Annotated in this window: 12 protein-coding genes; 1 reads left to right on the forward strand and 11 read right to left on the reverse strand. The window is 71.7% G+C overall.

Going from position 1 to position 13,921, the window contains the following annotated elements; all coding sequences use genetic code 11:
- The 3 genes from ACZ34W_RS00660 to ACZ34W_RS00670 all read right to left on the reverse strand — a co-directional run bounded on the left by ACZ34W_RS00660 (position 1) and on the right by ACZ34W_RS00670 (position 2,300).
- The gene (locus tag ACZ34W_RS00660; protein WP_329487246.1) at positions 1-939 is read right to left on the reverse strand and encodes an RluA family pseudouridine synthase; all 939 of its coding nucleotides are present in this window, start codon (positions 937-939) and stop codon (positions 1-3) included.
- A gap of 33 nt (positions 940-972) precedes the next feature.
- Entirely contained in the window at positions 973-1,584 is a 612-nt protein-coding gene (gene lspA, locus ACZ34W_RS00665) for a signal peptidase II (protein ID WP_465600382.1), read from the reverse strand.
- A 209-nt stretch (positions 1,585-1,793) separates the two neighbouring features.
- On the reverse strand, positions 1,794-2,300 hold the full coding sequence (locus tag ACZ34W_RS00670) for a TraR/DksA family transcriptional regulator (protein ID WP_359834327.1): 507 nt from the start codon (positions 2,298-2,300) through the stop codon (positions 1,794-1,796).
- A 605-nt stretch (positions 2,301-2,905) separates the two neighbouring features.
- On the opposite strand from ACZ34W_RS00670, the gene ileS reads away from it, so the two are divergent.
- Positions 2,906-6,034 (forward strand): isoleucine--tRNA ligase, encoded by a 3,129-nt coding sequence (ileS, locus tag ACZ34W_RS00675; RefSeq protein WP_465600386.1) that lies wholly within the window; start codon positions 2,906-2,908, stop codon positions 6,032-6,034.
- A gap of 207 nt (positions 6,035-6,241) precedes the next feature.
- Here ileS and ACZ34W_RS00680 read toward each other — a convergent pair whose 3' ends face one another.
- The 8 genes from ACZ34W_RS00680 to murG form a co-directional block, all read right to left on the reverse strand.
- Positions 6,242-7,576 carry a DivIVA domain-containing protein gene (locus tag ACZ34W_RS00680; RefSeq protein WP_465600389.1) on the reverse strand — a complete coding sequence of 445 codons (1,335 nt, stop codon included), beginning with the start codon at positions 7,574-7,576 and terminating at the stop codon, positions 6,242-6,244.
- A 59-nt stretch (positions 7,577-7,635) separates the two neighbouring features.
- Positions 7,636-7,917, reverse strand: coding sequence for a YggT family protein (locus ACZ34W_RS00685; RefSeq protein ID WP_148645520.1), 282 nt, complete (start codon positions 7,915-7,917; stop codon positions 7,636-7,638).
- A gap of 93 nt (positions 7,918-8,010) precedes the next feature.
- Positions 8,011-8,610, reverse strand: a complete 600-nt coding sequence (locus ACZ34W_RS00690) for a cell division protein SepF (protein ID WP_329487250.1) — start codon at positions 8,608-8,610, stop codon at positions 8,011-8,013.
- Positions 8,611-8,913: 303 nt separating this feature from the next.
- Positions 8,914-9,702 carry a YggS family pyridoxal phosphate-dependent enzyme gene (locus ACZ34W_RS00695; protein ID WP_329487251.1) on the reverse strand — a complete coding sequence of 263 codons (789 nt, stop codon included), beginning with the start codon at positions 9,700-9,702 and terminating at the stop codon, positions 8,914-8,916.
- Entirely contained in the window at positions 9,699-10,433 is a 735-nt protein-coding gene (gene pgeF, locus ACZ34W_RS00700; RefSeq protein ID WP_329487252.1) for a peptidoglycan editing factor PgeF, read from the reverse strand. The genes ACZ34W_RS00695 and pgeF overlap by 4 nt, the downstream gene beginning before the upstream one ends.
- Positions 10,434-10,436: 3 nt before the next feature.
- Positions 10,437-11,648 carry a cell division protein FtsZ gene (ftsZ, locus tag ACZ34W_RS00705; protein ID WP_329487253.1) on the reverse strand — a complete coding sequence of 404 codons (1,212 nt, stop codon included), beginning with the start codon at positions 11,646-11,648 and terminating at the stop codon, positions 10,437-10,439.
- Positions 11,649-12,012: 364 nt separating this feature from the next.
- The gene (locus ACZ34W_RS00710; protein ID WP_465600395.1) at positions 12,013-12,756 is read right to left on the reverse strand and encodes a cell division protein FtsQ/DivIB; all 744 of its coding nucleotides are present in this window, start codon (positions 12,754-12,756) and stop codon (positions 12,013-12,015) included.
- Positions 12,757-12,811: 55 nt separating this feature from the next.
- Entirely contained in the window at positions 12,812-13,918 is a 1,107-nt protein-coding gene (gene murG, locus ACZ34W_RS00715) for an undecaprenyldiphospho-muramoylpentapeptide beta-N-acetylglucosaminyltransferase (protein ID WP_329487255.1), read from the reverse strand.
- Positions 13,919-13,921: the final 3 nt, after the last annotated feature.

Here is a 13,921-nt window from a genome sequence, read left to right on the forward strand (position 1 = left end):
TCAGCTCTCCGCCGAGATGATGTCCAGCGCCCTGCGCAGGTCCTCGGGGTACTCGCTGCCGAACTGCACCCACTCGCCGTCGGCCGGGTGCTCGAAGGCGAGCGAGACCGCGTGCAGCCACTGCCGGGTCAGCCCGAGCCGCTTGGCCAGCGTCGGGTCGGCGCCGTAGGTCAGGTCGCCCACGCAGGGGTGGCGCAGCGCCGACATGTGCACCCGGATCTGGTGGGTCCGGCCGGTCTCCAGCTTGATGTCCAGCAGCGAGGCGGCCCGGTAGGCCTCGATGAGGTCGTAGTGGGTGACGGAGGGCTTGCCCTCCTGGATGACCGCCCACTTCCAGTCGGAGCTGGGGTGGCGCCCGATCGGCGCGTCCACGGTGCCGCTCATCGGGTCCGGGTGGCCCTGCACCAGCGTGTGGTACTTCTTCTCGGTCACCCGGTCGTGGAACTGGCGCTTGAGGTCGGTGTAGGCGCGCTCGGACTTGGCGACCACCATCAGCCCGGAGGTGCCCACGTCGAGCCGGTGTACGACGCCCTGGCGCTCCGCGGCGCCCGAGGTGGAGATCCGGTAGCCGGCCGCGGCCAGGCCGCCGATCACGGTCGGACCGGTCCAGCCGGGGCTGGGGTGGGCGGCGACGCCGACCGGCTTGTCGACGAGCACGATGTCCTCGTCGTCGTGGACGATGCGCATGCCCTCGACATGCTCGGCGACGATCCGCACGGGCGCGGCGGGGGCCGGGATCTCGACCTCCAGCCAGGAGCCGGCGGTGACCCGGTCCGACTTGCCGGCCAGGGCGCCGTCGAGCGTCACCTTGCCGTCGGCTGCCAACTCGGCGGCCTTCGTCCGGGAGAAACCGAACATCCGGGCGAGGGCGGCGTCGAGACGCTCGCCCTCCAGGCCGTCGGGTACGGGGAGGCTGCGGATCTGCGCTGCGGTACTCACCCGTACGAGTATGCCGGACGCGGGAGCCGCCCCTTACGCGGTCGGGCCGGGCCGGTCCCCGCCGGCGTCGCCCTCGGCCGCCCCGTCCTTGCCGCCCGCGCCCTTGCCGGCCGGCTGGTGGACGGTGCCGTCCGGGTTGCTGCCGCGGAAGGAGAGCAGCACCACCAGGATGCCGCCGCAGACGATCGCCGAGTCGGCGAGGTTGAAGACGGCGAAGTGCTGGACGGAGATGAAGTCCACGACGTGGCCGCGGAAGGCGCTCGGCGAGCGGAACAGCCGGTCGGTCAGGTTGCCCAGCGCCCCGCCGAGCAGCAGCCCGAGCGCGATCGCCCAGGGGAGGCTGTACAGCCGGCGGGCGATCCGCCAGATGACCACGATGACCGACGCCGCGATCACGGTGAAGACGATGGTCAGCGCCTGGCCCATGCCGAACGCGGCGCCGGAGTTGCGGATCACCTGGAAGGTCACCACGTCGCCGATCACCTTGATCGCCGCGTGGTTCTCCAGGCGGGCGACCACCAGCAGCTTGGTCCCCAGGTCGATCAGGAAGGCGACCAGCGCGACGCCCAGCAGGACACCGATCCGCCGGCGCCCCTTCGGTGCCTCCTGCTCGACCGGAGCGGTCACCTCACCGGGCTCGGCCACGGCCTCCTCCAGGGCTTCGGCGGGGGTCGGGACGGACTCGTCCCGCGTCTGGGGGGAACCTTGCGTACTGATGATCCGCTCCGCTGCCGATGAGGGTCCCCCGGGGCCGAAGGTCGGGGGAGAGTGGGCCGGTGGTCGCCGACCTCGACGAGTCAGGCGACGTTACGGGGTCGAGCGTACGGCAAGCCCGACCCCCCGCGTCGCCCCGGTCAGCGGCGTTCCTGCTTGGCCTTGCACTGGACGCAGAGCGTCGCCCGGGGGAAGGCCTGCATGCGGGCCTTGCCGATGGCCTGGCCGCAGGACTCGCAGGTCCCGAAGCCGACGCCCTCCAGTCGGCCCAGGGCCCGCTCGACCTGCGCGAGGCTGTCCCTGGCGTTGTTGGCCAGCGCCAGCTCGCTCTCCCGCGAGATGTTCTTCGTACCGGCGTCGACCTGGTCGTCGCCGGCTCCGTCGTTGGAGTCCCGCATCAGCCCGGTGATCGCGGCCTCGGCGGCGCCGATCTCGTTCTGCAGCCGGTCCAGCTCGCTGATCAGCTCGGCGTGCAGTTCGTGCACCTCCTGCGAGGTCCACGGGTCCTCGCCCGGGCGGACGGGAAGCTCGGCCGGGTCCACGGCCTCCGCGCCGCCGCCGCGGACCGCCGCGGCGGGGGTGCGGGTGCGGCCGGGGGCCACGAGCGCGGAATCGTTGCTGGTCTTGTGCCGTGCGGTAGTGGTCACGGTCCCCTCCCCTGGTTCGCCTGCCACGGCCTTGCGGGCCCGCTTGGTGACGGTACCCGCGCCGGTTGCCTCATCAGCCATGGCTTCGACCCCATCTACGAACGAATCGAGCCGCCGGTTCCCGGCGGCCTCCAGTGCCGGAACGATAATCCCCATCAAAACCGGTCACAACATGACATACCGACGCCTCACAATGATCCCACCCAGGCAGCCGTCACAACCGCCCCGCCCCGCGCGCTGACCTGAGTTGTGCCCAGAACACCCCCGCCTAACCGCCTCCGCGCGCCGTCGCGGCGGCGGACAAACCGACTTGCGGCTGCCGATAGACTGGGCCGGCAAGGCGCAGATGGGACGAGTACCGACGTACGCAGCCACCAGCGACCCGGGGACGGTGCGAGCCCGGGGGTGTGCGCGGCGGGAAGATCACCCCGGAGCCGCCGGAAGAACGGCCGCTGGTCAGCCCAGCGGCCCGGTAGAACCGGCAGCAAGCCCAAACAAGAGGGTCGCAGCAGCACCGCGGCCAAGGAGGGTGGTACCGCGGGGCGGCTCGCCGTCTCGTCCCTCCGTCGGATCCAGCCGATATCCGCCGGAGGTTTGACACCGCGATGACCACCTACAACGCCGTCCCCGCACAGGTGGACCTGCCTGCCCTCGAACACCAGATCCTCTCCTTCTGGCAGGACAGCAAGATCTTCCAGCGCAGTCTGGAGCAGTCCGAGGGCCGCCCCGAGTGGGTGTTCTACGAGGGCCCGCCGACCGCCAACGGCATGCCCGGCGCCCACCACATCGAGGCCCGCGTCTTCAAGGACGTCTTCCCCCGCTACCGGACGATGAAGGGCTACCACGTCGCCCGCAAGGCCGGCTGGGACTGCCACGGCCTCCCCGTCGAGCTGGCCGTCGAGAAGGAGCTGGGCTTCTCCGGCAAGCAGGACATCGAGGCGTACGGCATCGCCGAGTTCAACGCCAAGTGCCGCGAGTCGGTGACCCGCCACACCGACGCCTTCACCGAGCTCACCACCCGGATGGGCTACTGGGTCGACCTCGACGACGCCTACCGGACGATGGACCCGTCCTACGTCCAGTCGGTCTGGTGGTCGCTCAAGCAGATCTTCGACAAGGGCCTGCTGGTCCAGGACCACCGGGTCGCCCCCTGGTGCCCGCGCTGCGGCACCGGCCTGTCCGACCACGAGCTGGCCCAGGGCTACGAGACTGTCGTCGACCCCTCGGTCTTCGTCCGCTTCCCGCTCACCTCCGGCCCGCTGGCCGGCGGGGCCGCGCTGCTGGTCTGGACGACCACGCCGTGGACCCTGGTCTCCAACACCGCCGCCGCCGTCCACCCCGAGGTCACCTACGTGGTGGCCACCGACGGCACCGAGCGGCTGGTCGTCGCGGAGCCGCTGCTGGCCAAGGCGCTCGGCGAGGGCTGGGAGGCCACCGGCGAGTCCTTCACCGGCGCCGAGATGGAGCGCTGGGCGTACCGCCGCCCCTTCGACCTGGTCGAGATCGAGGACGCGCACTACGTCCTCAACGCCGACTACGTCACCACCGAGGACGGCACCGGCATCGTCCACCAGTCCCCCGCCTTCGGCGCGGACGACCTCGCGACCTGCCGCCGCTACGGCCTGCCGGTGGTCAACCCGGTGCTCGCCGACGGCACCTTCGCGCCCGAGGTCCCGCTGGTCGGCGGCCAGTTCTTCAAGAAGGCCGACGAGGCCCTGGTCACGGACCTCCAGGAGCGCGGCCTGCTCTTCCGCCACCTGCCGTACGAGCACAGCTACCCGCACTGCTGGCGCTGCCACACCGCGCTGCTCTACTACGCGCAGCCGTCCTGGTACATCCGGACCACCGCCGTCAAGGACGCGATGATCCGCGAGAACGAGGCCACCAACTGGTACCCGGAGACGGTCAAGCACGGCCGCTTCGGCGACTGGCTGAACAACAACATCGACTGGGCGCTCAGCCGCAACCGCTACTGGGGCACCCCGCTGCCGATCTGGCGCTGCGAGGAGAACCACCTCACCTGCGTCGGCTCGCTGGCCGAGCTCTCCGAGCTCACCGGCACCGACCAGAGCGGCCTGGACCCGCACCGCCCCTACATCGACGACGTCACCTTCGCCTGCCGCGAGTGCTCCGGCACCGCCACCCGGGTGCCCGAGGTGATCGACGCCTGGTACGACTCCGGCTCGATGCCCTTCGCCCAGTACGGCTACCCGTACCAGAACAAGGAGCTCTTCGAGAAGCGCTACCCGGCGCAGTTCATCTCGGAGGCGATCGACCAGACCCGCGGCTGGTTCTACACGCTGATGGCCGTCGGCACCCTGGTGTTCGACAGGAGCAGCTACCAGAACGTCGTCTGCCTGGGCCACATCCTGGCCGAGGACGGCCGCAAGATGTCCAAGCACCTGGGCAACATCCTGCAGCCGATCCCGCTCATGGACCAGCACGGCGCGGACGCGGTGCGGTGGTTCATGGCGGCCGGCGGTTCGCCCTGGTCGGCCCGCCGGGTCGGCCACGGCACCATCCAGGAGGTGGTCCGCAAGACCCTCCTCACCTACTGGAACACCGTGGCCTTCCAGGCCCTGTACGCCCGCACCTCCGGCTGGGCGCCGTCCGCGAGCGACCCGGCCCCGGCGGCGCGGCCGCAGCTGGACCGCTGGGTGCTCTCCGAGCTGAACACCCTGGTCCGCGAGGTCGACGCGGCCTTCGAGGCGTACGACACCCAGCGCGCCGGCAAGCTGCTCTCCGGCTTCGTCGACGACCTCTCCAACTGGTACGTCCGCCGCGGCCGCCGCCGCTTCTGGCAGGGCGACGCCGCCGCGCTCGCCACCCTGCACGAGGCGCTGGAGACGGTCACCCGGCTGATGGCCCCGCTGACGCCGTTCATCACCGAGCGGGTCTGGCAGGACCTCGTCGTCCCGGTCGCCCCGCAGGCCCCGGCCTCGGTCCACCTGGCGGGCTGGCCGGAGGCGGACGAGGCGCTGATCGACGCCGACCTCTCGCGCCACATGGCGCTGGTGCGCCGGCTGGTCGAGCTGGGCCGGGCCACCCGCGCCGAGTCCGGCGTGAAGACCCGTCAGCCGCTCTCCCGCGCGCTGATCGCCGCCCAGGGCTGGGAGGAGCTGCCGGCCGACCTGCGCGCGCAGATCGCCGAGGAGCTCAACGTCTCCACCCTGGAGTCGCTGGCCGAGGTCGGCGGCTCGCTGGTCGACACCACCGCCAAGGCGAACTTCCGGGCGCTCGGCAAGCGCTTCGGCAAGGGCGTGCAGGACGTGGCCAAGGTGGTCGCGGCCGCCGACGCCGCGGTGCTCGCCGCCGAGCTGCGCGCCACCGGCAGCACCGGGGTGGAGCTGAACGGCGAGCGGATCGAGCTGGGCCCGGACGAGGTGATCATCACCGAGACCCCGCGCGAGGGCTGGGCGGTCGCCAACGAGTCCGGTGCCACCGTCGCCCTCGACCTGGCCATCACCCCGGAGCTCAAGCGCCTCGGCATCGCCCGCGACGCGATCCGGCAGATCCAGGAGGCCCGGAAGAACTCCGGCCTGGAGGTCTCCGACCGGATCGTGCTGCGCTGGCAGGCCGCCTCCGACGAGACCACCGAGGCGATCACCGAGCACGGCCCGCTGGTCGCCGAGGAGGTGCTGGCCACCGACTTCGCGGCGGGCGCCGCCGACTGGGAGTCCGAGACCTTCTCGGACGAGGGCCTCGGCCTGACCTTCCGGCTCCGCAAGGCCTGACCCGCACGGCCCGACCCGTCGGGCCCGACCCGCACGGCGAAGCCGCCGCCGCCCCACCCGGGGTGGCGGCGGCCTCGCCGTCTCCGGAGCCCGCGCCCCGGCGCCCGGTCGCACCGGCGCTCACCCGGGCGGGCACACCGACGAGGGCGCCCCCGTCATGACCCGGAAGTCACGGCAGGGGCGCCCTCGAAATGCCTGGCTACAACCTCAGTTGTCGCCGTCCTCGTCGATCAGGAAACCGCGCATCGGCGCCGGCGCCTGCTGCATCGGCTGCGGCGGCTGCGGGCGGACGGCGGCCATCGGCTGCGTCATCCCGGCCGGCTGCATCTGCGGGGCACCGGAGTTGCCACCGGAGGACTGCCCGCCGAAGCTCGGCGCACCGTTGTTGCCGCCGAAGGAGCTCTGGCCGCCGAACGAGGGCTGGTTCCCGCCGAAGGACGGTTGGTTGCCACCGAAGCTCGGAGCACCCCCGCTCATCGCGGACGCACCGGCCGGAGCCATCGACGACGCGGCCGGCGGCAGCGAGGCGGTGGCCGGGATGCGCGGCGGAGCGAGCGAGTCGTCCGCCTGCGACTCCAGCTGGCGCAGCTGGGTCTCCAGGTAGGACTTCAGACGCGTGCGGTACTCACGCTCGAACGCCCGCAGGTCCTCGACCTTGCGCTCCAGCGTGGCCCGCGCGGACTCCAGGGAGCCCATCGCGACGCGGTGCTTCTCCTGCGCGTCCCGCTCCAGGGCGTCGGCCTTGGCACGGGCGTCGCGCTCCAGACCCTCGGCCCGGCTGCGCGCCTCGCCGACGATCTTGTTGGCCTCGGAACGGGCCTCCGAGATCGCCTGGTCCGCGGTCTGCTGGGCGAGCGCCAGCACGCGGGCCGCGCTGTCGCCGCCGGGGCCCTGCTGCTGCTGCATCGGAGCGCCCATCGGGCCGCCCATCTGCTGCGGCTGGCCCATCGGGCCGCCCATCTGCTGCATCTGCTGCTGGCCCATGCCCTGGCCCATCGGGTTGCCCATCTGCTGCGGGCCACCCGGACCGCCCATGGGCTGGAGCATCTGACCGCCCATCGGCTGCACCAGCTGCTGCTGGCCGCCCATGGTCTGGTTCATCTGCTGCTGCTGGCCGCCCATCGGGCCGCCCTGGCCGGACGGGAGCTGCGGGGCACCGGACGGCAGGCCGAGGGGCTGGTTGCCCATCTGCTGCTGCTGCTGCGGGCCGCCCATCTGCTGCGGACCGCCGGGGCCGCCCATCTGCTGCGGGCCGGGGCCCTGCTGCTGTCCGGGCACCGGCGGGCCGGATATGGCGGCCGGCACCGGGGCGCCGGGACGCGAGTCCTGCGGCGGCTCCTTGCGCATGTTGGCCTGGTTCTGCGCGGCGGCACGGGTCGCGGCGGCCAGCTTGGCGCGCAGGTCCTCGTTCTCGCGGAGGAGGCGGGTCAGCTCCGCCTCGACCTCGTCGAGGAAGGCATCGACCTCGTCCTCGTCATAGCCTTCGCGCAGGCGGACGGTCGTGAACTGCTTGTTCCGAACGTCCTCGGGGGTCAATGGCATCTCTTCACCTCAACGTGATCGTCGGCACACCGGCATCCTGTCGCATCGCTCACCTACGACTAGGGCCGCACAAGCGAGATCAGGACATACACAATGATCATCAGTACGAAGAAGGACAGGTCGAGCGCCACGCCCCCGAGACGCAACGGCGGAATGAACCGCCGAAGAAGCTTGAGCGGCGGATCCGTGACAGTGTACGTGGCCTCCAGGACCAGGACCATGGCCTTGCCGGGCCGCCACGAACGTGCGAACTGGAAGACCCAGTCCATCACCAGCCGCACAAGCAGGAACACCAGGAAGACGGTCAGCGCGTAATAGAGCACCGCCCACACGATCCCCATCGCGCTTCCCTCTCCCCGGTTCTCGGCCCTTCGGCCGTGCCGCCTGTCACTAACTCACTGTCGATCAGATCCACACGTAAAGTCGTGGCCGGGTCAGCTCTGGTTGAAGAACCCACCCTCGGCGATCCGAGCCTTGTCCTCCGCCGTGACATCGACGTTAGCAGGCGACAGCAGGAACACCTTCTGTGTCACGCGCTCGATACTGCCGTGCAGACCGAAGACGAGTCCAGCGGCGAAGTCTACGAGCCGCTTGGCATCGGTGTCGTCCATCTCGGTGAGATTCATGATCACCGGGGTCCCGCCACGGAACTGTTCCCCGATCGTACGGGCCTCGTTGTAGGTCCGGGGGTGCAGCGTGGTGATGCGGTAGGGCTCTCGTTCGTTCACTACCTTGGGCATGATCACCGGGGCGCTCTTCTCCAGGTTGTGGCGGCGTTCGGGTGTGATGGACGACACTGGGGCCATCCTCGGGGTCTCCTGGCGGATCGGGACCGCGGCCGGGACCGGCTGCGGCGTGATCGAGGAGACCGGGGCGGGTGCCGCGGCGGGCCGGGGGATGTCCTCCGTCCGCCCCGTTCGGATCGGCTCGGGGTCCGCGTCGTAGTCGTCGTCGGGGTCGTACCCCTGGCCGTCGTACGTCTCGTCCTCCACGAGGCCGAGGTAGACCGCCATCTTGCGCATTGCGCCGGCCATGCTCCTGTCTCCTCCGCTCATGCCCACCTCGCTGTCCGCGCGGTGGTCGCTTCGCGAACGCGCGCCTCTCGATGGTCGCTCGCCCTGCCCGCTCCGTGGTGGACCGGCTCCGTACCGACGGCCGGGCCGTCCGGCCCCGGCTGCGGATTCCGCGGTCCGCCCACGACGAGCCGACGGGCCGACGGCCGGTCAGAACTCGTGGGTGGGGGCCGCGGAGCTACGATCCACGGTTCGCCAGCGCTCTGGAAAGCTGCTAGCTTCTGTCCTATTTTGTCCTGCAGTCTGATCTACTACCCGGTGACGTTACCCGAGGGGTGACCGCACTCCGAGTACCGCCGTTCCGACGCGCACATGTGTCGCCCCGGCGGCAACGGCCTGCTCCAGGTCACCGCTCATTCCTGCGGAAACCATGGTGGCAGCAGGATGGGCCGCCCGTACGGCGGTTGCGATTTCCGTCAACCGCTCGAAGGCCCGGGCCGGATCGCCGGCGAGCGGACCGGAGAGGGGAGCGACGGTCATCACACCGTCCAGTCGCAGCCCGGGCGCGTCGGCGATCGCGTCGGCCAGCGCCTCGACCTCCGACGGGGTCGCCCCGGCCCGGCCCTCGCCCTCGCCGTGCTCCTTCTCCAGCGCGACCTGCACCAGGCAGCCCAGCTCGGGCCGCTCGGCCTTGAGCACCGCCGCGGAGAGCGACTCCACCAGCCGCGGCCGGTCCACCGAGTGCACGTGGTTCGCGTACCGGACCACCGAGCGGACCTTGTTGGTCTGCAGCTGGCCGACGAAGTGCCAGTCCAGCGGAAGGTTTCTGCACTGCTCCGCCTTGGGCGCCGCGTCCTGGTCGCGGTTCTCCGCGACGTCGGTGACGCCCAGTGCGGCCAGCAGTGCGCTGTCCTGCGCCGGGTAGGTCTTGGTGACGACGATCAGCCGCACCTCGTCACGCGCCCGCCCCGCGGCCGCGCAGGCGTCGGCGATCCGGCGTTCGACCACGTCGAGGTTGGTCCCGAGTTCCTCGTACCGGGCCCGCTGGCCCGGCGTCAGGGCGGCGAGGAAATCCGCACCGCCCGGGAACGGTCCGTAGATGTCGTTCGTCATGAGTGATCAGAGCCCAACCAGACGTAGCTCGCGAGCCGGCCCGTGCGCCGCTCGCGGCGATAGGAGTAGTGATCGGCGGATTCGAGGGTGCAGACCGATGATCGCACCAACTCGGTGACGCCCGCAGCGGTCAGCTGCGCCGCCACTCCCTCCGGCACGTCCAGGGCCGGGGTGCCCCAGGAGGTCTCGGCGTGCGCGGCCGGCACCAGCCGGGCCACCTCCGCACGCAGTTCCGCCGGCACCTCGTAGCAGCGGCCGCAGACCGCGGGCCCGGTCGCGGCGGTGATCCGCCCCGGCTCGGCGCCCAGCTCCACCATCGCCCGGACCGCCGCCGGCACCACCCCGGCCGCGAGCCCGGGCCGGCCCGCGTGGGCCGCGCCCACCACGCCCGCCACCGGATCGGCCAGCAGGACGGGCGTGCAGTCCGCGGTCAGCACCGCCAGCGCCAGCGGCCGGTCGGTGACCACCGCGTCGACGGTCGGCGCCTCCCCCGCGGACTGGCGCCGCGTCACCACGGCCACCTCCGCGCCGTGGACCTGGTTCATCCAGACCACGTCCGCCGGGTCGAGGCCCAGCGCGCCGGCCGCGATCGCCCGGTTGCGCCGGACGGCGGCCGGGTCGTCCCCCACCGCGCCGCCGAGGTTCAGCTCCCCGTACGGCGAAGTGCTCACCCCGCCCCACCGGTCGGTGAAGGCGAAGTGAGCACCGTTGCGTACTGCGTGATCGACCACTGCTTACTTCAGGAAGTCCGGCACGTCGAGCTCCTCGGCGGGGCTCTCCACGTACGGCTGGCGGGCCGGCTGCACCTGCGGCGGCACCGGAGCGGCGGTCGTGGTGGCCGGGCTCTCCGTCGAACGCGCCGGGGCGTCGCCCTCGGAGCGGGCCGTCACCGACCCGATGCTCCCGTAGGAGGGCCGGGTCGCCGGGCGCTCGGGGGCGGCCGGCGGCGGCGTGGCCGGGGTGGCCTTGACCACCGGGTCGCGGACGATCGCCGGGGGCTGGCCGCCGTCGAAGCCGGCCGCGATCACGGTGACCCGCACCTCGTCGCCGAGCGCGTCGTCGATCACCGCACCGAAGATGATGTTGGCCTCGGGGTGCGCGGCCTCGCTGACCAGCTGGGCGGACTCGTTGATCTCGAACAGGCCGAGGTCGGAGCCGCCGGAGATGGAGAGCAGCACGCCGCGGGCGCCGTCGATCGAGGCTTCCAGCAGCGGCGAGGAGATCGCCATCACGGCGGCCGCCTTGGCGCGGTCCTCGCCCCGGGCCGAACCGATGCCCATGAGCGCCGAACCGGCCTCCGACATGACGGACTTGACGTCCGCGAAGTCGAGGTTGATCAGACCGGGGGTGGTGATCAGGTCGGTGATGCCCTGGACGCCGGAGAGCAGCACCTGGTCGGCGGAGCGGAACGCGTCCAGCACGCTGACCTGGCGGTCCGAGATGGACAGCAGGCGGTCGTTGGGGATCACGATGAGGGTGTCGACCTCTTCGCGCAGGCCGGCGATGCCGTCCTCGGCCTGGTTCGCGCGGCGACGGCCCTCGAAGGTGAAGGGGCGGGTGACCACGCCGATGGTCAGCGCGCCGAGCGAGCGGGCGATGTTGGCGACGACCGGCGCGCCGCCCGTGCCGGTACCACCGCCCTCGCCCGCGGTCACGAAGACCATGTCGGCCCCCTTGAGGACCTCCTCGATCTCCTCGCGGTGGTCCTCGGCGGCCTTGCGGCCGACCTCGGGGTTGGCGCCGGCGCCGAGGCCCCGGGTGAGTTCACGGCCCACATCGAGCTTGACGTCGGCGTCGCTCATCAGGAGGGCCTGCGCATCGGTGTTGATCGCGATGAACTCGACGCCCTTGAGACCGACCTCGATCATCCGGTTGATGGCGTTGACACCACCGCCGCCGATGCCGACAACCTTGATGACTGCGAGGTAGTTCTGCGGTGCTGCCACGTCGAAGGCCTCTCGCCTCGAATTTCCGGGTCGGCCGGCCCCCTGTGGGGTGCCGTACCGACGGATGTCGATGGGTAGGGAGCCTGGTTTCTGACTGAATGTCCGAAATGCCGACCGCCGACCCCAACCCTAAACTTGACGTTTAGGGTTAGTGCTGTGCCTCCGTCACATCACCAGGAAGCACAGTCTGGTGACACAGGACACTAGGTGGCCCCGGGCACGTGTTTCAACGAACACGCCGAGCTTCCCTTTTTCTTTTGAGCCTATGTGATCATCAACCAGCTTATGAAACCGGGGTGACCACCAAGGGTCGGGCCGTCACCGAAAGGCGTCAACCCCTCCCCCAGGGAGAGAACCTACCGGATCATCCCGACACCGCCGGCGCGTCCGGCGCACTGACGTCGAAGTTCGTACCCTTCTGACTCATCAGTGCCACCAGCACCCGGGCTTTTCGATCGATCTGGTCCGGACTCCCCCAGCGGACCGTGGCACCCCCGCTGAGCTGCAGCTGGATGTCGTCGTAGGAGTGCACCAGCACCGCCCCGGCCCGTTGCCGGACCTCGGCGGGCAGCCCGGCGGCTACCGCCACCGCCCCCTGGACCAACTGCGGACGGGAAATCACCCCGGCCGCGTCGTTCGCCTGCTGACTGAGCCGCAGTTCGACCACCGGCACTCCGGCCGGGGCGGCGTCCTCGGTGGCGAAGCTCACGCCACCTGCGTCCACCTGGGTGAATCTGCCGTCGTCCCCCTTGACGGCGGCCACCGCGGTGCGCTGGGTGATCTTCACCCGCAGGGTGTGCGGCCAGCCCCGCCAGACCTCGGCCCGGGCCACCCGCGGGATCGCCTCCACCCGCCGGGTGGCGGCGTCCAGGTCGACCCGGGCCAGCGGACCGGCGCCGACCGTGCCGATCGCCGCGCGGACCTGGTCGACCGTCAGCCGGTCGTCCTGCACCCCCTGCACCGCGACGCTGCGCACGTCCAGGGCCGAGGAGAGGAAGACCAGCCAGGCCAGCCCGCCCAGCACCGAGGCGCCGAGCGCGGCCAGCACCGCGATGCCCCGCCGGGAGAGCCGGAGCCGGGGCGAGTACTCCTCGTCCCCGAACTCCACCTCCTCCCGCGGGTACCCCCGGCCGGAGGCCGGGGGTTGATCGGCGGGCCGACCGTCAGCCACGGCGGCGGCCGCCCCTGGCGGCCTCGATCGCTTCGTAGACCATGCCGACCAGCAGGTCGTCGGCGTCCCGGCGGCCGAACTCGGCGGCGGCCCGGCTCATGTCCCAGAGCCGCTGCGGGTCGGTGAGCACCGGCAGGACGTTCTGCAGGACCCACTCCGGGGTCAGTTCCGCGTCGTCGACCAGCAGCCCGCCGCCGGCCTTGACCATCGGCTGGGCGTTCAGCCGCTGCTCGCCGTTGCCGATCGGCAGCGGGACGAAGGCGGCCGGCAGACCCACCGCCGCCAGCTCGGCCACCGTCATGGCGCCGGCCCGGCAGAGCATCAGGTCGGCGGCGGCGTACGCGAGGTCCATCCGGTCCACGTACGGCACGGCGCGGTAGGGCGGCATCCCGGGGATGTCGTCCACCTGCGGCAGCTCGTTCTTCGGCCCGACCGCGTGCAGGATCTGCACGCCGTACTGCTGGAGCCGGGGCGCGATGGCGGTGACGGTCTCGTTGAGCCGGCGGGCGCCCTGCGAGCCGCCGGAGACCAGCAGCGTGGGCAGCCGCTGGTCGAGGCCGAAGTAGTGCCGGGCCTCCGGCCGGGCCGCGTTGCGGTCCAGGGTGGCGATGGTCCGGCGCAGCGGGATGCCGATGTACCGGGAGTCGCGCAGCTTGCTGTCCGGCGTGGAGACGGCGACGAAGTCGCTGTACCGGGCACCGATCTTGTTGGCCAGGCCGGGCCGGGCGTTGGCCTCGTGGACCACGATCGGCACCCCGGCCCGCTTGGCGGCCAGGTAGGCCGGCATCGCGACGTAGCCGCCGAAGCCGACCACGACATCCGCCTTGACCCGCTCGATGATCTCCTGGGCGGCCCGGACGGTGCCGCGCAGCCGGCCCGGGACGGTGATCAGCTCGGGGGTGGGCTTGCGGGGCAGCGGAACGGCCGGGATCAGCTCCAGGTGGTAGCCCCGCTCGGGCACCAGCCGGGTCTCCAGGCCGCGCTCGGTGCCCAGGGCGGTGATCCCGATGGACGGGTCGTGCCTGCGGAGGGCGTCCGCGAGGGCGAGGGCCGGCTCGATGTGACCGGCGGTCCCCCCGCCGGCGAGTACGACATGCACCGA

This window comes from Kitasatospora sp. NPDC022856, assembly GCF_055561235.1.

Bases quoted from the DNA above. Each gene is read 5' to 3' on its own strand.
- ileS (WP_465600386.1), top strand. From the start codon at position 2,906: ATGACCACCTACAACGCCGTCCCCGCACAGGTGGACCTGCCTGCCCTC.
- ACZ34W_RS00680 (WP_465600389.1), bottom strand. From the start codon at position 7,576: ATGCCATTGACCCCCGAGGACGTTCGGAACAAGCAGTTCACGACCGTC.
- ACZ34W_RS00685 (WP_148645520.1), bottom strand. From the start codon at position 7,917: ATGGGGATCGTGTGGGCGGTGCTCTATTACGCGCTGACCGTCTTCCTG.
- ACZ34W_RS00690 (WP_329487250.1), bottom strand. From the start codon at position 8,610: ATGGCCGGCGCAATGCGCAAGATGGCGGTCTACCTCGGCCTCGTGGAG.
- ACZ34W_RS00695 (WP_329487251.1), bottom strand. From the start codon at position 9,702: ATGACGAACGACATCTACGGACCGTTCCCGGGCGGTGCGGATTTCCTC.